A 19691-nucleotide genomic window follows, 5' to 3' on the forward strand; every position below is an offset into this window, starting at 1 on the left:
TGGCGTGGAGTTTTGCCCAGCGGAGCGGCGGAGTCCATCCGGCAGATGCCCGTCAACGCCGGTCGCGATCGGAGGCGTGCTTGCGCAAGAAGCCTTGCACATCGGCCTGCACCGAATAGGGCGTCGGGATCGGATCGCCGGCGGCATCGACGGCGGTGTCGAGAGAGCGGCGCAGCATGCGCGCGAGCTCCGCCTTGCGGTAAGGCTTTGGCAGCAGCGGCGCGCCCATGGTGGTATGTCCCGGTCCATGCGGGGCGTCGTGGGCATAGCCGGACGTGAACAAGACTCTCAAGGAGGGGCGCTTGGCCACCATCTCGTCGGCGAGCTCCCGTCCATTCAAGGCGCCGGCCATCACGATATCGGTAAAGAGCAGGTCGAACGGCGTGCCTGCGCCCGCGATGGCAAGCGCCTCGGCCGCGTTGGCGGCGGGGATGACCTTGTAGCCGAGGCTTTCGAGCTGGACAGTGACGAACTGGCGGACGTCGCGATCGTCCTCGACGCAGAGGATGGTTTCCGTTCCGCCCACGACCTTGCGCTCGTCGTAACCGGCCGGGCGGAGCGTGCTGGTCTCGGCCTTCGGCAAATAGATCGTGAATGTCGTGCCGCTGCCTTCTGCGGAGTTGACCTTGATGCCGCCGCCGGACTGCTTGACGAAACCGAACACCATGCTGAGGCCGAGACCGGTGCCCTTGCCGACGTCCTTGGTCGAAAAGAACGGATCGAAGATCCGCTCGAGGATCGCCTGCGGAATGCCGGTGCCGGTGTCGGCGATCTCGATCTCGACATAGTCGCCGGCATAGCCGGCACCGACCGCGACGGCCTCGCGCACGCCGAACACGATGTTGCGCGTCGTCAGCGTCAGCCTGCCGCCGTCCAGCATCGCATCGCGGGCGTTGATCGCAAGGTTGAGCAGGGCCGAGCTCAATTGGCCGCGGTCGGCGTAGGCCAGCCAGATATTGCCGTCGAGCCTGGTCACGATCTCGATCTTCTTGTCGAAGGTCGCCAGCAGCAGCTTTGCCAGCTCCTCGAGCAGGTCGTTGACGTCGATCTCGGCCGGCTGCAGCGCCTGCTTGCGCGCAAAGGAGAGCAGGCTCGACGTCAGCACCGCGCCGCGGTCTGCGGCCTCGCTGATCAGCTTGGTGATGGTCGCAAGCGGCGGGTTGTCCTTCACGGCGTCGGCGAGGATCTCGATCGTGCCCGTGATCACGGTGAGCATGTTGTTGAATTCGTGCGCGATGCCGCCGGTGAGTTGCCCGACCGCCTCCATCTTCTGCGCCTGGATCAACTGCTCCTCGGCGGCGCGCTTCTGGGTGACGTCCTTGACGAAATTGTTGATGACGGTGCGCCCGCCAATCTGAAGCGCGGTGCTCGACGCCTCGATCAGGATCTCGTCGCCTTCCCGGTGCAGCAGGGTTGCTTCGAAGCGGATGCCGATCGGCGTATTCGACAGTTCCGGCAGCAGCCGCATCATGCGTTGCCGAAAGCCGTCGCGGAGCGGCTCGGCGACGAGCAGGTCGACGGCGTCGGTGCCGAGCGCCTCCTGCCGCGTCCATCCGGTCAGGGCCTCGGCCTGAAAGCTCCACTCCAGGACGATGCCGTTCGCATCGGTCTGAACGAAGGCATCGAGCGCGGTCTTGATCACGGCCTGGGTCATTTGCGCGCTGGCCTGCGCCTGCTCGGCAAGTTGCGCTGCGGCCTGCTTTTGCTGCGACGTGTCGATCTTGCGCGCGCAGAGCCGCGCGAGCAGCACCGCGACGGCGCCGCTTGCGAGCAGGGCGATGATCTGAGGCACGCCGAAGCCGGCGCCGGTCACGGCATAGGAGGCGAGGAGAGCCACAGCGGTCACGATGACCTGCGCGGCCATCGCGAGTGTCAGAAGCCCCCTGAGTTTCATGGTCTCACACCAAAGACGGCAGCCGCGGATCGCCGCGGCCGCCCTGTCGAAGAGTCCGGCATGATGTGAGCTACAGACTCGGCGCGGCTGCGTCGAGGGTCAATTTGCGGTACTCTAGGAAGGCGGCGGCTAGCCTGCCGGCGAATCGGTCTGGCGCAACGTCGTCACCCAGATCACGCGCGATGGCTGCTGGGTCGGATTGTCGAACATGTGCGGCACGATGCTCGGAAAACGAAAACTGTCGCCCGCTTCCAGCAGATGGGCCTGGTTGTCGAGCCACAGCCGCAGGCTGCCGGACAGGATGTAGCCGGCCTTCTCGCCGGTGTGCTGTAAAAAATCCGTGCCGGAGGAGGCGCCGGGATTGAGCGTGAGCTCGTACAGTTCGAGCTGGCCTTCGCCTTCCGGCGTCAGCGCCTCCTTGACAACGCCGCTGGCGGTGAGCCGCAGCAGGCGCCGGCTGTTCTTGCGCACGATGTAGCGCTGCAAATCGGCGGGATCGCTGGTTTCGAAGAAGTAGGAGATCGGCACCTCGAGCGCGATGCTGAGCAGGCGCAGCGTGCGGATCGATGGCATGGCGCGTGCACGTTCGAGCTGGCTGATCATGCCGTTGGAGAGGCCGGTCTTGGTGGCGACGTCCTGGATCGAAAGGCCGGCGCGCTGGCGAAGCAGCCGCACGGTCTCGCCGAGGCGCTGATCGACCGCATCGTCGGCCTCGATCGTCGGGGCGTCCTTCGGACGGTTGGTATCGCCGCGACCATCCATGTCGCTCTCCCATGCATTGCCGCAGCCCCGGACCGTGTCGGTCGGGGCTTCAGTCGGAGTGAAAACGTCGCGCATCCTAGCAATGTGATTGACAGCTGTATTTAGTCGTGATGAACTTTTGATGGAAAAATTTAGAAGCACTAAAGCCCACTCCTGTCCCTTTGCCGGGGTTTCGGGGCGCGGGAGACGGTGCCGCGTGCGAAAACGGAGAGTGGTCATGGCAGACGACACCGGCAGGTTCGGCGTTGGAGCACTGCATCTCGGCATTCCGAATCGCCGACAATTCTTCCAGCTCGGCGCCGGCGCCGCGGCAGGATGGAGCCTTTCAGGCAACGCGTTCGCGCAGACCGAGCGTCCCTCAAATCCGCCGGACAAGCCGCGCGGGCAGGTGATTGCCGCGCTGTCACAGGAGCCGACCGTCTTTCATCCTCTGATGCCCGGCATCGAGGTCGACCAGGGCATCTGGTGGCAGGTGTTCTCGCCGCTCTGGTTCATCGAGCCCGACGGCAAGTTCGTTCCTGACCTCGCCCGCGAAGTCCCGACCGTTGAGAATGGCGGCCTGTCGGCCGACGGCCTGACCTGGAAGATCAAGCTGCGCAGCGACGTGAAGTGGCACGACGGCACGCCGTTCACGGCCGAGGACGTCAAGTTCTCGCTCGAGCTGATCAACAATCCCGATTTCCGCGTCCGCAATCGCGTCGGCCATAACCTCGTCAAAGACATCAAGGTCGTCGCGGCGGACGAGATCCACTGGCGGATGGAAGCGCCTTATTCGCCCTACATGTCGATCCTGTCGCTGACCTTCATCGTGCCCAAGCACATCCTGGAGAAGCTGTCGGATCCGAATGCCTCGCCGTTCCACAATGCGCCTGTCGGCACCGGGCCGTTCCGCTGGGGCGAGCGCGTTCCCGGCGACCACATTCAGTTGAACGCCCATGCCGGCTATCACGGCAAGGGACCTTACGTCGAACGCGTGGTCTTCAAATACATTCCGGATCTCACCGTCCTCTATACCCAGTTCCGCACCGGGCAGGTCGACTACACCGGCCTTCAGGGCATCCTGCCGAACTTCGTGCAGGAGGCGAAGACGCTGAAGGGCCGCAAGATCTTCGTCTCTGCGACGTCATCGGTCGAACACATCGCGCCCAATTTGGAGTTTGGTCCCTTCGCCGACCGCACGGTGCGCGAGGCGCTGTATCTTGCCATCAACAAGCAGGCGATCATCGATGCGCTGAACTACGGCCTGCCGACGCAGACTGAAAGCTTCGTGCCGCAGCAGGCGTGGTCGTTCCAGCAGGGACTGCCGCAGCACAAATACGATCCGGCCAAGGCCAACGCGCTGCTCGATGCAGCCGGATGGACGCGCGGCTCCGGCGGCGTGCGCGAGAAGGGCGGCGTCAAGCTCGAATTCACCAACTCGACCACGTCAGGCAATGCGGTGCGCGAGCAGACCCAGCAGCTCCTGATGCAGGACTGGCGCGCGATTGGCGCGGCGATGCGCGTCAACAACATGCCCGCCGCCGTGATCTGGGGCGACTTTTGGCAGCAATCGAAGTTCAACTCGGTGATCGTGGGTGTGAACTTCATGCTGGGCAGCGATCCCGACGTGACGCCGCGCTTCGGCTCCGGCGCGATTCCCGCCAAGGGCGGCCGCGGCTACAACACCTATCAGTACAAGAGCCCCGAGGCCGATCGCCTGCTGGCCGAAGGCGCCAGGCAGTTCGACATCGCGCAGCGCAAGACCATCTATGGCGATCTCCAGAAGCTGATCCGCAACGACCTTGCGATCCTGCCGCTGTTCCAGGGCTTCATCGCCGAGGGCGTCAAGGAAGGGCTGCAAGGCTTCCGTCCCAACATCAACACCTCCAGCAACTGCTGGAACATCCGCGAATGGTACTGGGCCTGATGTCTCGGGCACGCTGGATCGCCTGAGATGGCCCGTTACGTCGCCAATCGCCTGGCACAGGCGATCATGCTGCTTGTGATCGTCTCCGCGATCGGCTTCGCCATCCTGCATCTGGCGCCGGGCGGCCCGCTGTCGCAATTCGCGGCCTCGGCGCAGATGACGCAGGAGGATCTGGACCGCGTTACGAAGCAGCTCGGTCTCGATCGCCCGCTGCCGATCCAGTATCTCGACTGGTTCGGCCGCATGCTGAAGGGCGACTGGGGCAAGTCGTACCGCGACGGCGAGGCGGTGCTGACGGTGATCTCCTCGCATCTCGGCGCCACGCTGGAGCTGATGGCGACGGCGACCATCGTCGCTGTCCTGCTCGGTTGCTGGATCGGCGTGCTGGGCGCGCTGCGGCGCTATTCGCTGTTCGACACGCTCGCCACCGTCGGTGCCATGGTTGCGCTCTCGATTCCGACCTTCTGGTTCGGCCTTGTCACCATCTACGTGTTCTCCGTCAAGCTCGGCTGGCTGCCGGCCGGCAACCGCGAGACCGTCGGCGACGGCTCCTTCCTCGACCTCTTGCATCATCTGATCGCGCCGGCGCTGGTGCTGGCGCTGGTCGAGACCGCGATGTGGGGCCGCTTCATGCGCTCCTCGATGCTCGAGGTGATCAACCAGGATTACATCCGTACCGCGCGTGCCAAGGGCATGCCGGAATGGCGCATCCTCACCGTGCATGCGCTGCGCAACGCGCTGCTGCCGATGATCACGGTGGCCGGCCTGCAGTTTCCGACGCTGCTCGGCGGCGCGCTGGTTGCCGAAACCGTGTTCACCTGGCCCGGCATGGGCCGCCTGTTCCTCGATTCCATCGGGTATCGCGACTATCCCGTGGTGATGGGCATCCTGATGTTCTCGGCGACGATGGTGCTGATCGGCTCGCTGCTCGCCGACATCCTCTATGCTGTCGTCGATCCGCGCATCCGGGTGGGCTAGGCGATGACCACTGCGGCCCTCTCCACCGTTCCGCCCGCGCCCGGCCAGGCCGCCTGGCGGCGATTCTGCCGGCATCGGCTCGCGCTCGCCGGGGCGGTGATCATTCTGGTGCTTATCCTCGGCTCGGCGCTCGGCCCCTATCTGCTGCCGTTCGACGACACCTATATCGACATCATGAAGCGGTTCGCGCCGCCGCTGTCGGGCGCGCATATCCTCGGCACGGACGAGCTTGGCCGCGACGTGCTGGCGCGGCTGATGATGGGCGGGCGCATGTCGCTCTCGATCGGCATCGTCGCGATGGTGATCGCGATGGCGGTGGGCATCGCCGTCGGCGCCTTCGCCGGCTTCTATGGCGGCGTGGTCGGCGCGGTCCTGATGCGTCTGGTCGATGCCGTATTGTGTTTCCCGACGATCTTTCTGCTGCTCGCGCTGGCGGCGCTCACCGAGCCCGGCCTCGTCACCACGACCGTGCTGATCGCGGCGACCGCCTGGATGGCGGTTGCGCGCGTCGTCGAAGCCCAGGTCCGCTCGCTGCGCGAGCGCGAATTCGCGGTCGCCGCACTTGCCTTCGGCTCGTCGAACCTGCGCATCATGTTCCGCGAGCTCGTGCCGAACGCAATTGCGCCGATCGTGGTCGCGGCCACACTGAACGTGGCGAAAGCGATCCTGCTCGAATCCTATGTCAGCTATCTCGGCTACGGCATCCAGCCGCCGGCTGCGAGTTGGGGCAATATGCTCAACAACGCCCAGATCTATCTCACCAGCGCACCGTGGCTCGCAATCGCGCCGGGCCTCGCCATCACGCTCGCGGTGACGAGTTTCAATTTCCTCGGCGACGGCCTGCGCGACGCGCTCGATCCGCGCATGAACATCCCATGATCTGCAAACTTATGACGAGCCAGAACTCGATCGAACTGAAGTCCAGACTGACGTTAAGGAGTGTCTCATGTCCCCGCCGCTCAACCGTATAAACAGCGATGAACGCCTGCCGGCGCAGGTGGATGTCGTCGTCATCGGCGGCGGCGTGATCGGTGTCTCCGCGGCCTATCATCTGGCGAAGAAGGGCCAGTCCGTCGCGCTGATCGAGAAGGGCCATGTCGGCGGCGAGCAGTCCAGCCGCAACTGGGGCTGGTGCCGCCAGCAGGGGCGCGCGCGCGAGGAAATTCCGCTGGCGCGCGAGGCGCTGCGGCTGTGGGAGGACATGCAGAACGACGCCGGTGTCGATGCCGGCTTCCGCCGTACCGGCGTGCTGTTCCTGACCAAGAGCAAGGACGAGCTCGCGAGCTGGGAGCGCTGGGCGGCGATGGCGCGCGAGGAGCAGGTTCATTCCACCGTCCTGACGCCGGCGGAGGTCGCCGAGCGCATGCCTGGCAATACCGACAAATGGGTCGGCGGCCTGCATACGCCGAGCGACGGTCGCGCCGAGCCGTCGATGGCCGTGCCCGCGCTCGCGACCGCCGCGCGAAAACACGGTGTCACCATCCACCAGGGCTGCGCCGCGCGCGGGCTGGAGACATCAGGCGGGCGCGTCAGCGCCGTCGTTACCGAGAAGGGCACCATTCGCACCCAATCCGTGCTGCTGTCGGGCGGTGCATGGTCGTCGCTGTTCTGCCGGCGTCATGGCATCGAGTTGCCGATCGGTCTCGTCAATGCCACCGCGTGCCGGACCACGCCGGGACCGGAGATCACCTCGGGTGCGCTCGGCACCGATTTCTACTGCATCCGCCGCCGCCTCGATGGTGGTTTTACGCTGGCGCTGCGCAACCGCGGCACCGTCGAGCTGTCGCCCGATCTGTTTCGCTATGCACGGACGTTCTGGCCGACCTATCTGCATCGCCGCAACGGATTGAAGATGTCGTTCGGCAAGTCGTTCTTCGACCAGATCGTCCGCGGCACCAGCTGGAGCCTCGACAAACCGTCACCGTTCGAGACCGAGCGCGTGCGCGATCCCGCCCCCGACATGTCGCTGGTCAATTCAGCGCTGGCCGCGCTGATCAAGGCGAACCCTGAATTGAAGGACATCGAGATCGCCGAAGCGTGGGGCGGCACCATCGACTGCACGCCCGACACCATTCCGGTGATCTCGCCGGTCGACGCCTTGCCCGGCTTCTTCCTGGCGACCGGCTTCTCCGGCCATGGTTTCGGCATCGGTCCCGCCGCCGGCAAGCTCGCCGCCGACATCGTCACCGGCTCCACGCCGCTGGTCGATCCCGAGCCTTATAGCCACAAGCGCATGATCGACGGCCGCCGGCTCGCGCCGGTCAGCCCGTTCTGAGGGCGGTATGTCGGTTCTCTACAAGGCCAACATGGTTCGCGGCGCGGAGTGGGCGACCTTCTTCGCCGAGCGTGCGCCTGACCTGCCGTTCCGGCTCTGGCCCGACATCGGCGATCCCGCCGAAATCCGTTATCTCGTGGCGTGGGTGCCGCCTGATGACATCGCGACGACCTTTCCTAATCTCGAACTGGTCTTCTCGGTTGGCGCCGGCGTCGATCAGTTCGATGCCACGAAAGTTCCGACGCACATTCCGCTCGTGCGCATGCTGGAGCCGGGCATTGCCGAGACCATGGTGGAATACGTCACCATGTCCGTGCTCGCCCTGCATCGCGATCTGCTGCACTTCATGGCCCAGCAGAAGGAGCAGGTCTGGCGCGAGATCCGGATCAAGCCGGCGAAGCGGCGGCGCGTTGGTGTGATGGGGCTCGGCCAGCTCGGCCAGGCCGCGCTCGAACGCCTCAAGGCGTTCGACTTTCCGCTGCTCGGCTGGAACCGTTCGCCACGCGAGATCAAGGGCGTCACTTGCTATGCGGGCGCGGACGCCTTGCCGGAATTCATAGCGCAGGCGGACATCCTGGTCTGCCTGTTGCCGCTGACCGACGAAACGCGCGGCATCCTCAACGCCGATCTGTTCGCGCGCCTGCCGCGCGGCGCTTCGCTGGTTAATGTCGGGCGCGGCCCGCATCTGGTCGAAGCCGATTTCCTCGCGGCTCTCGACAGCGGCGCGCTGTCCGGTGCCATCCTCGACGTCACCGATCCCGAGCCGCTGCCCGCGGGCCATCCGTTCTGGAGCCATCCGCGCATCCTGCTGACGCCGCACAACGCCAGCATGACGACGCCGGACACGGCCGTCGACTACGTGCTCGACGTCATCGCACGCCACCGCCGCGGCGAAGATCTGCCCGGGCGCGTCGATCGTAATCGCGGCTATTAGGACTCTCGCATGAGCATCGGCGCAAACGCTCCTGATCAGGTCGCCGCCGAGGCGCAGGCGCCCGTGCTGTCGGTCGCGGGCCTCACGACTTCCTTCATGCGCGAGCGGCAATGGATTCCGGTCGTCCGCAACGTGTCGTTCGACATCGCGCCCCGCGAAACCGTCGCCATCGTCGGCGAGTCCGGCTCGGGCAAGAGCGTCACCGCGCTCTCGATCATGCGGCTCGTGCCGAAGGAGAGCGGCCGGATCGAGGGGCGCGTCACGCTCACCGGCCGCGATCTGCTATCGCTGCCCGAAGCTGATATGACGGACATTCGCGGCAACGACGTCGCCATGATCTTCCAGGAGCCGATGACGAGCCTCAATCCGGTGCTCACCATCGGCTTCCAGATCGCCGAAGCGCTGATCCAGCATCGGGGCCTGTCGCGGGCAGCGGCGGAGGCGGAGACCATTCGTCTGCTCGATCGTGTCCGCATCCCCGCGGCGAAGTCGCGCTTTCACGAGCATCCGCACCGCTTCTCCGGCGGCATGCGCCAGCGCGTGATGATCGCGATGGCGCTGGCCTGCAAGCCCAAGCTCCTGATCGCGGACGAGCCGACCACGGCGCTCGACGTCACCATCCAGGCCCAGATCCTGGAACTGCTGAAAGAGCTCCAGCAGGAGGAAGGGATGTCGATCCTCTTCATCACCCACGACATGGGCGTGGTCGCCGAGATCGCCGATCGCACCGTGGTGATGTATGGCGGGCAGGCGGTAGAGACCGACGCGACCTCGCGCATCTTCGCGTCGCCCTCGCATCCCTACACGCGTTCGCTGCTCGCGGCCGTGCCGCGGCTAGGCTCGATGGGCGGACATTCGCGGCCGATGCGGTTTCCGATCGTCGACAAGGTGACAGGGACGTCGGACGAGCCGACCGAGACACCGGATACGGTCTCGATCGCCGAACGGCCGCTGCTCGAAGTTGCCAATCTCACCACGCGCTTCCCGATCCGCTCGGGATTGTTCGGAAAGGTCTCGGGCCGGGTGCACGCGGTCGAGAACATCTCCTTCACCTTGCGCGCAGGCGAGACGCTGGCGCTGGTCGGAGAATCCGGCTGCGGCAAGTCGACCACGGGCCGCTCCATCCTCAAGCTGATCGAACCGGACAGCGGAACGGTTCTGATCGACGGCCAGGATGTGCTCGCCATGACCGGTCGCACCTTGCGCGATTATCGCAAGCAGATGCAGATCGTGTTCCAGGATCCGTTCGCGAGCCTCAATCCACGCATGTCGGTGGGGACGGCGATCGCCGCGCCCTTGCTCGCCAACGGGCTCGCCACGGCGTCGCAGGCGCGCGACAAGGTCGCCGACCTGCTCGTGCGTGTGGGTCTCACCGCCGACATGGCCGCGCGCTTCCCGCACGAATTCTCCGGCGGCCAGCGCCAGCGCATCTGCATCGCGCGGGCGCTCGCGCTCGGTCCGAAGCTCATCGTCGCGGACGAAGCGGTCTCCGCGCTCGACGTCTCGGTCAAGGCGCAGGTCGTCAATCTCATGCTCGACCTTCAGGCCAGCATGGGCCTCGCCTATCTCTTCATCTCCCACGACATCGCGGTGGTCGAGCGCATGAGCCATCGCGTCGCGGTGATGTATCTCGGCGAGATCGTCGAGACCGGCCCGCGCGCGGCCGTGTTCGGCAATCCGCAGCATCCTTACACGAAGAAGCTGATGGCCGCCGTGCCGGTGCCTGATCCGTCACGCCGCGCCACCAAGCGCGGGGTCGCGAACGACGAGATCAGAAGCCCGGTGCGCGCACCGGACTATCAGCCGCCGGTCCGGCAATATCGCGAAGTCTCGCCCGGCCATGTCGTGCAGGTCTGGGGCGAGGGGTAGTCGGGCTGAGGCGCGGGCAGAGCGCCTTGGTTTAACCCAGCGATCATCGGGTGAAGTGTCGTTTTCGGACGTGATCTTCGCATCGAAGTCGCCTTGCGAGGCCGCCGTCGTTATAGTCGTGCCATGCTCGACTTCGCTGCTCAATACGAGGCCTTCAGACGCCGCGATCCAGCCTGGGACGGAATAATTTTCGTCGCAGTCAAGACGACCGGCGTATACTGTCGTCCGGTATGTCGGGCGCGAACACCGTTGGCTCGCAATGTCTCATTCTATCGGAGCGCAGCCGCGGCAGAACGTGCCGGCTTTAGACCGTGTCTCAGATGCCGTCCGGAAACGGCTCCCTTCTGCCCAGCCTGGAAGGGGACCAAGACGACTGTCGAGCGTGCGCTCACTCTCATCGAGGGTGGAGCGCTTGATCGGGGTAATATCGACCTACTTACGCGGCGCCTTGGGGTCGGATCACGTCACCTGTCGCGCCTCTTTGCCGAGTACCTCGATGCATCGCCGCTGCAGGTCGCACTCTCTCTTCGGGTGCGGCGCGCGAAGCGTCTTCTTGATGGCACGGATCTTCCGATACGACTCGTAGCCGAGCGTGCCGGCTTTTCGAGCGCAAGGCGGCTGAACGCCGCGTTCACGCGACTCTATGGCCGGCCGCCATCGGCCATCCGGAAGCCGGTATCGTCGAAGACTCGAACCAGCTGAACGAAGTGGAGAGAACGCGATGGTCGTCAAGACTTTTGGAACGGTGAGTGCAGAGCAGCAGAAGCAATTGAGCGGACTGGAATTTGTTCGCGGGCTTGCGACCGGCGCACTCCCTCTCAACACAATCGCGCAGACGCTGGGCTACGACGTCGCCGAGGTGGAAAGCGGCCGTGTTGTCGTCACTCTGACGCCGACCGACGCCCATCTCAATCCAGCGGGTACTGTGCATGGCGGGCTGACGGCGACGCTGCTGGATAGCTGCATGGGGCTAGCCGTTCAATCAATGCTCGACAGGGGCACCGGCCAGACGACGCTCGAGTTCAAGATTTCGCTGGTGCGACCGATTACCCCGGAAACCGGTCAAATAAGGGCTGAAGGCAAGGTCCTGAACTGCGGTCGCCGTATCGGCACTGCCGAAGGGCGGGTCGTTGATGGCAATGGGCGACTGCTCGCGCATGGCACGACCACGTGCCTCATTTTCCCACGCTGAAGCGCTCGTCATCGCGTGCCGGGAGAGGTGATCGGCTCGCCCTCACGAATTGACGTGAACGAAGTCCCGCAGCAGCGGATAGATTTCGTTATTCCAGCGCTTGCCGGAAAAAACGCCGTAGTGGCCGACGCCGGCCTGCATGTGGTGGACGCGGCGATAGGCGCGCACGCCGGTACAGAGGTCCTGTGCCGCGAGCGTCTGGCCGATCGAGCAGATGTCGTCCTTCTCACCTTCCACCGTCATCAGGCCCATGCGGCCGACGGCCTTGGTGTCCACGGGACGACCGCGATGCATCAGCTTGCCCTGCGGCAGCAAATGCTCCTGGAACACGTCGCGCACGGTCTCGATGTAGAACTCGGCCGGCAGGTCCATCACCGCGAAATATTCGTCGTAGAACGTCTTGATGGTCGCCGCCTTCTCTTTCTCGCCCTTGGCGAGATGGTTGGCGAGATCCATGTGCTGCTTGATGTGGCGCTCGAGATTCATCGAGACGAACGCGGTGAGCTGCACGAAGCCGGGATAGACCTTCCGGAACGCGCCGCGGCACTGCACCGGCACATAGTTGATCAGGTTCTTCTCGAACCAGTCGATCGGCCTGCTCTTGGCGAACTGGTTGACCCTGGTCGGCTGGATGCGGGTGTCGATCGGGCCCGCCATCAGCGTCAGCGTCGCCGGGCGCGAGGGATGATTGCTCTCGCACATGATCGCGGCGGCCGCGAGCGCCGAGACCGACGGCTGGCAGATCGCGACCATGTGCGGGCGGGGGCCGAGCTGGCCGAGGAAGTCGATCAGGTGCTCGGTGTAGTCTTCGAGCCCGAAGCGGCCCTCGCTGCGGGGGATGTCGCGCGGATTGTGCCAGTCGGTGATGTAGACGTCGTGGTCCTGCAGCAGCGTCTTCGCGGTGCCGCGCAGCAACGTCGCGAAATGGCCGGACATCGGCGCCACCAGCAGCATGCGCGGCTGCTCGCCGACGCCTTCCTTCTTGAAATGCAGCAGCGAACCGAACGGTGTGGCGTAGGCGATCTCTTCGGTGACCGCGACTTCGCGGTTGCCGACCATGACGCTGTCGATGCCGTAGGCCGGGCGGTGATAGGTGAGGGCGGAGCGCGAGATCATCTCCAGCGCGGCCGAGAGCCGGCCAACCACCTGATCCGACGTCCCCTGCGGCACCAGACGGAGGAATTTGAGCGCGGACGAGGCTCCCGCGCGAAACGGCGCCGTCAAATCCATGTGGTTCTGAAACGCCTGATAATTCATCGACATCATTCTGAAGCGCCCGTTTGTCCCGTGCTGCTATGCAATATCGAAGCCAAACGAGAGTCAAATCGCCCGGAAAACTGGCACGTCGCTTGCTGCTCTTTTCGCGGGAAGCACAGAGCATGGGCACGCCGCGAGCCGGGCAGGGTGCCAGTATCAGGCGTGAGGGAAGGGCCATATGGCGAAGGCGACACTGACCATCAGCAGCAAGAACTACTCGTCCTGGTCGCTGCGTGGCTGGCTGCTGACGAAATTTTCCGGGCTCGATTTCGAGGAGATCGTGACCGCGCCGGACGACGCGTCGGCGCGTGCCGAGATCCTGCTGCTGTCCTCGTCGATCCTGGTGCCGTGCCTGCGGCACGACGGCGCCACGGTCTGGGATACGCTGGCGATCGGCGAATATCTCAACGAGGCGATGCCGGATGCCGGGCTGTTGCCCGCGGACCGCGTCCAGCGCGCCCATTGCCGCTCGATCTGCGGCGAAATCCATTCCGGCTTCACCACGCTGCGCGCCTCGCTGCCGGTCAATCTGAAGGGGCACTTCCCCGGCTTCAAGATCTGGTCGCGCGCGCAGGCCGACATCGACCGCGTCTGGTTCATCTGGCGCGATTGCCTGGAGAAGTCCGGCGGCCCGTTCCTGTTCGGCGAAAAGCGCACCATGGCGGATGCGATGTACGCGCCCGTGGTGACGCGCTTCGTCACCTATGACGTCAAGCTCGAGCCAAAGCTGAACGCCTATGCCGACACCATCATGGCGATGCCCGAGATGAAGGAATGGATCGCGGCAGCCAAGGACGAGCCGGCCGAAATCGAGGAGCTCGAGGTCGAATACTAGGCAGGCCGGGCGCCGCCCTGCCTGTTTCCGTGGCGGGGCCCAAGCCGCCGTCCCGGGGGCCATATCGATGAAGTCGTTAACATTTGGCGCCGTTCGTCGGGGCCGGCCAGCTCCTGCGCGCGCAGATGTTGTATCCGCTCGCGGCCTCGTTGCGACATCTAGCCGTGAACAACCGGGAACAGGCTGATTCGGCTGATTCGGACGTGATTCGTTCGGGCCGCGTTCCGAAGGTTAAGGCGGCGCGCGGCCCCGTTGCATTTTGGAACAGAAGCGGCGATCAGGCGACGCCCGAATGCTTCACCCGCGGGACGCGCCAGCCGATGACGGTGGCTTCCACCGCGACGCCGGCCGCGTGGTTCTGCCAGCGGCCCTCGACATAACGGCATGCGAACGGCAGTTGATACGTTCCGCTGTGATCCTCGCACAGCACCTCGACCGGCACGCCAGGTGGCGGTTCTCCGGCGCCATCGAATTCCGCCAGACGTCTATCGCGCGTAGCCATCGCAAAAAACTCCCCTAATCAAAGTCGCGGAAAGAGCGCCCACTTCCCCCGCGCACGGTTCACGGCTCCCCGTCCCGGGGGATCACGCCAAGCTCAACGCGAGAATGCGGTACGAGTGTGGTAGCCTCCGACGACGGCGCGCAAAAAGCGCACATTGCCGTGATCGATTGGGAGAGGAACCTGCATGCTGCTTCGAAGCGCCGGCGTTTGTGTCGTGATGTTGCTGCCCGCCACGCTGGCGATCGCGCAGGACGTGCCCGGCATCGAGATCTGCACCGTCGAGAAGACGATGGAACGGCGGACGAGTTGCCTGCAGAGCAACATCGATTTCCTCCAGAAGACGATGACCAAATTGACGCTCGATCACCAGCAGAAGATCGATGCCGCCAATCGCCAGATCGACGCGTTGAAGACGGGCCTCGCCGGGCTGCAGAAGACCGTGAGCGATCTCCAGGCCGCGCAAGTGAAGATGGCGGAGGATGTGAAGAAGAAGCAGGACGCCCCGCCGCCGAAGGATGCGGCAAAATAGGCGCGGCAATCACGCGACGCGATAGCGCTCCATCACGCCGCGATCGGGCTCGTACCCGAGCCCTGGTCCTGTCGGCACCGCGACATGGCCGGTGGCATCGACATCGGCCCGGCCGCCCCAGAGACAGGCTTCGCGCTTGAGATAGAACATCTCGACAAGCCCGTCGTCCCGCCCCGCCAGCAGATGAAGCGTCGCAAGCAGGCCGGGGCCGAAATACGGGGAATGCGGGACGATTTTGACACCGAGCTGATCGGCAAGCGATGCAACCTTCAGAAACTCCGTGATACCGCCGACCTTGATGACCGACGGCTGGGCGTGGCTCACCGCCCCCGCGTTCATCATCTGGCGGAATTGATATTCCGTGCATGCGTTCTCGCCTGCGGCGATGCCGAGCCCGCCCTTGCTGCGGACCTCGGCGAGCGCAGTAAAATCTTCCGGCGGCCAGACCGGCTCCTCCAGAAACATCGGCTGCGCGTCCTTGCACGCTTTGGCGAACACGATCGCCTGCTCGCCGGTCAGCGGACAATTCATGTCGACCATCAGCGGAATATTGGGGCCGATCGCCTCGCGTGCGGCAAATATCGCGGGTGTCGTGGTCTCATGCAGCTTGATCGCGCCATAGCCGAGCGCCATGGCCTTTCTGCATTCGCCGGCGATGTTCTCCGGTGATCCGATCCGCAGCAGGCTCGCATAGGCGGGAATATTCGAACGTCTGGTCTCGCCAAGCAGGCGATGCAGCGGCACGCCCTCGATCTTCGAAGCCAGGTCCCACAGCGCGATGTCGAGGCCGGAGATCGCGAACATGGTGATGCCGTAGCGGCCGAACAGGTGCAGATTGCGCTGGATCTGCTCCATGGTCGCGGGAATGCCGGCGGCGTCAGGCACCTTCAGCCCGCGGGCTTGCGGCGCGATCATTTCCTCGACGGCGCTGCGCGTGGTGCGGGGGCAGACATAGGCGAAGGCATCCCCCCAGCCCGTCAGTCCGGCATCGGTCGTGACCTCGACCAGCACCATGTCGAGCGCGGAGATCGCGGACGCGCCCTGACGAAAGCTCGCGACACCGGCGTCGTAGGGAATGCGGATCTGGTGCGCCCGCACATCGGTGATCTCCATGACGCGGTTCCTCTTTCTCGTGAGCGGTTTCAGCGAGTGTAGCCGCGCTCCGGGTGAAAGGGTAGGGTGGCGCAACGCTGGCATACCTGCTCGCTTGCTTGGCAAGGCGAACCTGTTTTGTCATAACCGCAGGCAAATCTTGCGTGCGGGCCCATGCCGGACATCCCGCGCAAGTCATAACAAGCAGCCGGGAGGGTCTTCATGTCCAACGTTCGTGTTCTCGCCACCGACCTCGAATTTCCAGAAGGCCCCGTGGTGATGCCGGACGGCTCGGTGGTGCTGGTGGAAATCCGCGGCCAGCGCCTGACCCGAATCTATCCTGACGGCCGCAAGGAGATCGTCGCCAAGGTGCCGGGCGGCCCGAACGGCGCAGCCCTCGGCCCCGACGGCAAGATCTACCTCTGCAACAATGGCGGCTTCTCCTGGATTCCGACCCGCAACATGATCATGCCGGGCCCGCAGCCCGACGACTATCTCGGCGGCTCGATCCAGCGCGTCGATCTGCAATCCGGCAAGGTCGAGACCGTCGTGACCAAATGCGGCGAGCACGATCTGCGCGGGCCGAACGATCTTGTGTTCGACAAGCACGGCGGCCTCTGGTTCTCCGATCTCGGCAAGCGTCGCGCCCGCGAGATGGATGTCGGCGGCATGTATTACCTCAAGCCCGGCATGAAGGAGATCGTCGAAATCGTGCACGGCATCCTGCCGGCGAACGGTATCGGGCTGTCGCCGGACGAGAACACGGTCTACATCGCGGAGACGCCGACGGGGCGGCTCTGGGCCTATGAGCTCTCCGCGCCCGGCACGCTCAAGCCGCGCGACGTGATCTATCGCGGCGAGCGCGGCAAGCCGATCTGCGGCCTCGGCGGCTACCAGATGTTTGACTCGCTCGCGGTGGAAGCAAACGGCAATGTCTGCGTCGCCACGCTCGTCTCCGGCTGCATCTCGGTGATCGCGCCTGATGGCACGCTGGTCGAGCAGGTCCCGACCGGCGACCGCGTCACCACCAACATCGCCTTCGGCGGCCCCGGGCTGAAGACCGCCTACATCACGCTGTCGGGCAAGGGTGAGCTGATCGCCATGGACTGGCCGCGCGGCGGTTTGCCGTTGAATTTTCTGAACAAGTGACAATCGCGTAAAACGCGATTGTCATCCCGGGGCTATGCGGAGCATAGAACCCGGGATCTCGAAATTCCGGGCTCGCCGCTTCGCGTCGCCCCGGAATGACAGCAGTCATTATGGAGTGAGAAATGCCCTGGCCTGATCCCATTACCCTGCGTGGACAGCACGCCCGTCTCGAGCCGCTGTCAAAAGAGCACCGCGAGGGGCTGGAGGAAGCCGTGAAGGACGGCGAGATCTACAAGATCTGGTACACCCTGATCCCGACGCCGGAGAACGTGGCCAAGGAGATCGACCGCCGCCTCGGCCTGCAGGCCGCGGGCTCGATGCTGCCGTTCACCGTGTTCGACGCCGGCGGCAAGATCGTGGGACAGACCACTTACATGAACATCGATGCCGCCAACCGGCGCGTCGAGATCGGCTCGACCTGGTACGGCAAGAGCGCGCAGCGCGGTCCGCTCAACACGCAATGCAAGCTGCTGCTGCTCACCCATGCCTTCGAGACCCTGGACTGCATCGCGGTGGAATTCCGCACCCACTTCTTCAATCACCAGAGCCGCAACGCGATCGAGCGCCTGGGCGCCAAGCAGGACGGCATCCTGCGCAGCCACCAGGTCGCTCCGAACGGCACGCTGCGCGACACCGTGGTCTACAGCATCACCGCCGCCGAATGGCCGACGGTGCGAACGCATTTGAATTATCAACTCAACGAAAAGCCGCGCTAGCGGCGGCCGAGGCACCATGGACAGATTTGATTATGTGATCGTCGGCGCGGGTTCGGCGGGTTGCGTGCTCACCAGCCGGCTGAGCGAAGATCCTTCGACCAGCGTCTGCGTGCTGGAAGCGGGGCCGAGCGACTGGCATCCCTACATCCATCTGCCGGCGGGCTTCATCAAGACCTTCCACATGAAGAGCATCAACTGGGCCTACCAGCAGGAGCCGGGGCCCTGGACCGGCGGGCGCAGCATCTATGCGCCGCGCGGCAAGACGCTCGGCGGCTCGTCCTCGATCAACGGCCATATCTACAACCGCGGCCAGCGGATGGATTTCGACACCTGGGCGCAGATGGGCAATCGCGGCTGGGGCTATGCCGACGTGCTGCCCTACTTCAAGCGGCTGGAGAAGCGGGTCGGCGAAGGCGACAACACCTTCCGCGGCCGCGACGGCAAGCTCACGGTCACGACGATGGAGTGGCGCGATCCGCTCTGCGAGGCCTTCATGGAAGGCGCGGTCTCGCTCGGCATTCCCCGCAATCCCGATTACAACGGCGCCAAGCAGGAAGGCGTCTCCTATTGCCAGCGCACCATCGACAAGGGTCTGCGCGTGTCCGGCTCGACCGCATTCCTCAAGCCGGCGATGAAGCGGCCCAACGTGCATGTGCACACCCATGCACACGCCACCGAGATCATCTTCGAGGGCAAGCGCGCCGTTGGCGTGCGCTACATCAAGGGCGGCCGCGGCGGCACCCCGGTGGAAGTGCGCGCCAACAAGGAAGTGATCCTGTCCGGCGGCACCTATAATTCGCCGCAGCTGCTGCAGCTCTCCGGCATCGGCTCGCCCGATCTGCTCGGCGCGCACGGCATCGCAGTGCGCCACGCGCTTCCGGTCGGCGAAGGCCTGCAAGACCATTACGCCCCGCGAACGGTAGCGCGCGTAAAAGACATCAAGACCATCAACGAGCTCCGCCGCGGCGTCTCGCTGTGGATCGAGGCGTTGAAATGGGCGACCGCGCGCAAAGGCCTGCTCTCGCTGTCGCCGACCATGGTCTATTGCTTCTGGCATTCAGGCGAGAGCGCCGACAGCTCCGATCTGCAACTCACCTTCACGCCGGCGAGCTACAAGGAAGGCGTGCAGGGCCAGCTCGAGGACGAGCCCGGCATGACCGTCGCCTCCTGGCAGCAGCGCCCCGAGAGCCGCGGCTATGTCCGTATCCGCTCCAATGATCCGTTCGCCCCGCCGATCATCCAGACCAACTATCTCGACGCCGAGCTCGACCGCCGCGTCATCGTCGGCGGCATGAAGCTGGCGCGGCGCCTGCTGAAGAGCGCGCCGCTGTCGCCTTATTACGCCTACGAGGATTTCCCCGGCCCCAACATCAACACCGACGACGAATTCCTCGCCGCCGCCACCGAACGCGGCACCACCACCTTCCACCCCGGTTGCACCTGCCGCATGGGCCCGGCGGATTCGAGCTGGGCCGTCGTCGACGACCAGCTCCGCGTCCACGGGTTGGAGGGATTGCGCGTCATCGACGCGTCGGTCATGCCGCGCATGATCTCGGCGAACCTCAACGCCTCCACAATGATGATCGCGGATCGTGCCTCGGATCTCATCCGCGGCAAGCAGCCGATGGAAGCCGCGCGCATCCCGGATGCAGCGGTGGCGTGAGGTGGCTTTGTAGGGTGGGTTAGCTTGCGGCTGCGCAAAGCGCAGTCCGCTAGCGTAACCCACCACTTCTCTCGGCGCGGAGACAAAGGAGGTGGGTCACGCTGTCGCTAACCCACCCTACGAGGATGTGAATCTTTC

Annotated in this window: 18 protein-coding genes; 13 read left to right on the forward strand and 5 right to left on the reverse strand. The window is 64.9% G+C overall.

Features of this window, described 5'->3' with window-relative positions:
• Positions 1–52 precede the first annotated feature (52 nt).
• Together WHZ77_RS07600 and WHZ77_RS07605 are read right to left on the reverse strand one after the other, a co-directional pair.
• On the reverse strand, positions 53–1894 hold the full coding sequence (locus WHZ77_RS07600) for an ATP-binding protein (RefSeq protein WP_375313107.1): 1842 nt from the start codon (positions 1892–1894) through the stop codon (positions 53–55).
• A 129-nt stretch (positions 1895–2023) separates the two neighbouring features.
• Positions 2024–2656 carry a cupin domain-containing protein gene (locus WHZ77_RS07605; RefSeq protein ID WP_375313108.1) on the reverse strand — a complete coding sequence of 211 codons (633 nt, stop codon included), beginning with the start codon at positions 2654–2656 and terminating at the stop codon, positions 2024–2026.
• Between the two features lie 217 nt (positions 2657–2873).
• On the opposite strand from WHZ77_RS07605, the gene WHZ77_RS07610 reads away from it, so the two are divergent.
• The 8 genes from WHZ77_RS07610 (at position 2874) to WHZ77_RS07645 (ending at position 11810) form a co-directional block, all read left to right on the forward strand.
• Positions 2874–4562 (forward strand): peptide ABC transporter substrate-binding protein, encoded by a 1689-nt coding sequence (locus WHZ77_RS07610; protein ID WP_375313109.1) that lies wholly within the window; start codon positions 2874–2876, stop codon positions 4560–4562.
• Positions 4563–4589: 27 nt separating this feature from the next.
• On the forward strand, positions 4590–5540 hold the full coding sequence (locus WHZ77_RS07615; protein ID WP_375313110.1) for an ABC transporter permease: 951 nt from the start codon (positions 4590–4592) through the stop codon (positions 5538–5540).
• 3 nt (positions 5541–5543) lie between these two features.
• Positions 5544–6419 (forward strand): ABC transporter permease, encoded by an 876-nt coding sequence (locus WHZ77_RS07620; protein WP_375313111.1) that lies wholly within the window; start codon positions 5544–5546, stop codon positions 6417–6419.
• Between the two features lie 67 nt (positions 6420–6486).
• Complete coding sequence (locus WHZ77_RS07625) at positions 6487–7815, forward strand: NAD(P)/FAD-dependent oxidoreductase (RefSeq protein ID WP_375313112.1); 1329 nt, start codon at positions 6487–6489, stop codon at positions 7813–7815.
• A 7-nt stretch (positions 7816–7822) separates the two neighbouring features.
• Complete coding sequence (locus tag WHZ77_RS07630) at positions 7823–8749, forward strand: 2-hydroxyacid dehydrogenase (RefSeq protein ID WP_375313113.1); 927 nt, start codon at positions 7823–7825, stop codon at positions 8747–8749.
• Between the two features lie 9 nt (positions 8750–8758).
• Positions 8759–10618 (forward strand): dipeptide ABC transporter ATP-binding protein, encoded by a 1860-nt coding sequence (locus WHZ77_RS07635; RefSeq protein ID WP_375313114.1) that lies wholly within the window; start codon positions 8759–8761, stop codon positions 10616–10618.
• Between the two features lie 123 nt (positions 10619–10741).
• The gene (locus WHZ77_RS07640) at positions 10742–11320 is read left to right on the forward strand and encodes a bifunctional transcriptional activator/DNA repair enzyme AdaA (RefSeq protein WP_375313115.1); all 579 of its coding nucleotides are present in this window, start codon (positions 10742–10744) and stop codon (positions 11318–11320) included.
• 19 nt (positions 11321–11339) lie between these two features.
• The gene (locus tag WHZ77_RS07645) at positions 11340–11810 is read left to right on the forward strand and encodes a PaaI family thioesterase (protein WP_375313116.1); all 471 of its coding nucleotides are present in this window, start codon (positions 11340–11342) and stop codon (positions 11808–11810) included.
• A 42-nt stretch (positions 11811–11852) separates the two neighbouring features.
• On the opposite strand, the gene WHZ77_RS07650 is transcribed toward WHZ77_RS07645, so the two are convergent.
• Complete coding sequence (locus tag WHZ77_RS07650) at positions 11853–13076, reverse strand: polyhydroxyalkanoate depolymerase (RefSeq protein ID WP_375313117.1); 1224 nt, start codon at positions 13074–13076, stop codon at positions 11853–11855.
• Positions 13077–13245: 169 nt separating this feature from the next.
• On the opposite strand from WHZ77_RS07650, the gene WHZ77_RS07655 reads away from it, so the two are divergent.
• The gene (locus WHZ77_RS07655; protein ID WP_375313118.1) at positions 13246–13902 is read left to right on the forward strand and encodes a glutathione S-transferase family protein; all 657 of its coding nucleotides are present in this window, start codon (positions 13246–13248) and stop codon (positions 13900–13902) included.
• A 277-nt stretch (positions 13903–14179) separates the two neighbouring features.
• Here the strand turns inward: WHZ77_RS07655 and WHZ77_RS07660 are convergent, their stop codons facing one another.
• Entirely contained in the window at positions 14180–14404 is a 225-nt protein-coding gene (locus WHZ77_RS07660) for a hypothetical protein (RefSeq protein ID WP_375313119.1), read from the reverse strand.
• A gap of 184 nt (positions 14405–14588) precedes the next feature.
• On the opposite strand from WHZ77_RS07660, the gene WHZ77_RS07665 reads away from it, so the two are divergent.
• Positions 14589–14933, forward strand: a complete 345-nt coding sequence (locus WHZ77_RS07665) for a hypothetical protein (RefSeq protein ID WP_375313120.1) — start codon at positions 14589–14591, stop codon at positions 14931–14933.
• 9 nt (positions 14934–14942) lie between these two features.
• On the opposite strand, the gene WHZ77_RS07670 is transcribed toward WHZ77_RS07665, so the two are convergent.
• Positions 14943–16046 (reverse strand): mandelate racemase/muconate lactonizing enzyme family protein, encoded by a 1104-nt coding sequence (locus tag WHZ77_RS07670; protein ID WP_375313121.1) that lies wholly within the window; start codon positions 16044–16046, stop codon positions 14943–14945.
• Between the two features lie 201 nt (positions 16047–16247).
• Between WHZ77_RS07670 and WHZ77_RS07675 the strand changes: the two genes are divergently transcribed.
• The 3 genes from WHZ77_RS07675 (at position 16248) to WHZ77_RS07685 (ending at position 19553) form a co-directional block, all read left to right on the forward strand.
• Positions 16248–17174 (forward strand): SMP-30/gluconolactonase/LRE family protein, encoded by a 927-nt coding sequence (locus WHZ77_RS07675; RefSeq protein ID WP_375313122.1) that lies wholly within the window; start codon positions 16248–16250, stop codon positions 17172–17174.
• 122 nt (positions 17175–17296) lie between these two features.
• A complete protein-coding gene (locus WHZ77_RS07680) occupies positions 17297–17890 on the forward strand; it encodes a GNAT family N-acetyltransferase (protein WP_375313123.1) in 594 nt (197 codons plus the stop codon).
• A 16-nt stretch (positions 17891–17906) separates the two neighbouring features.
• Positions 17907–19553, forward strand: a complete 1647-nt coding sequence (locus tag WHZ77_RS07685) for a GMC family oxidoreductase (protein ID WP_375313124.1) — start codon at positions 17907–17909, stop codon at positions 19551–19553.
• Positions 19554–19691: the final 138 nt, after the last annotated feature.

It is taken from the genome of Bradyrhizobium sp. A5 (assembly GCF_042076515.1).
Taxonomy (GTDB): domain Bacteria; phylum Pseudomonadota; class Alphaproteobacteria; order Rhizobiales; family Xanthobacteraceae; genus Bradyrhizobium; species Bradyrhizobium cosmicum.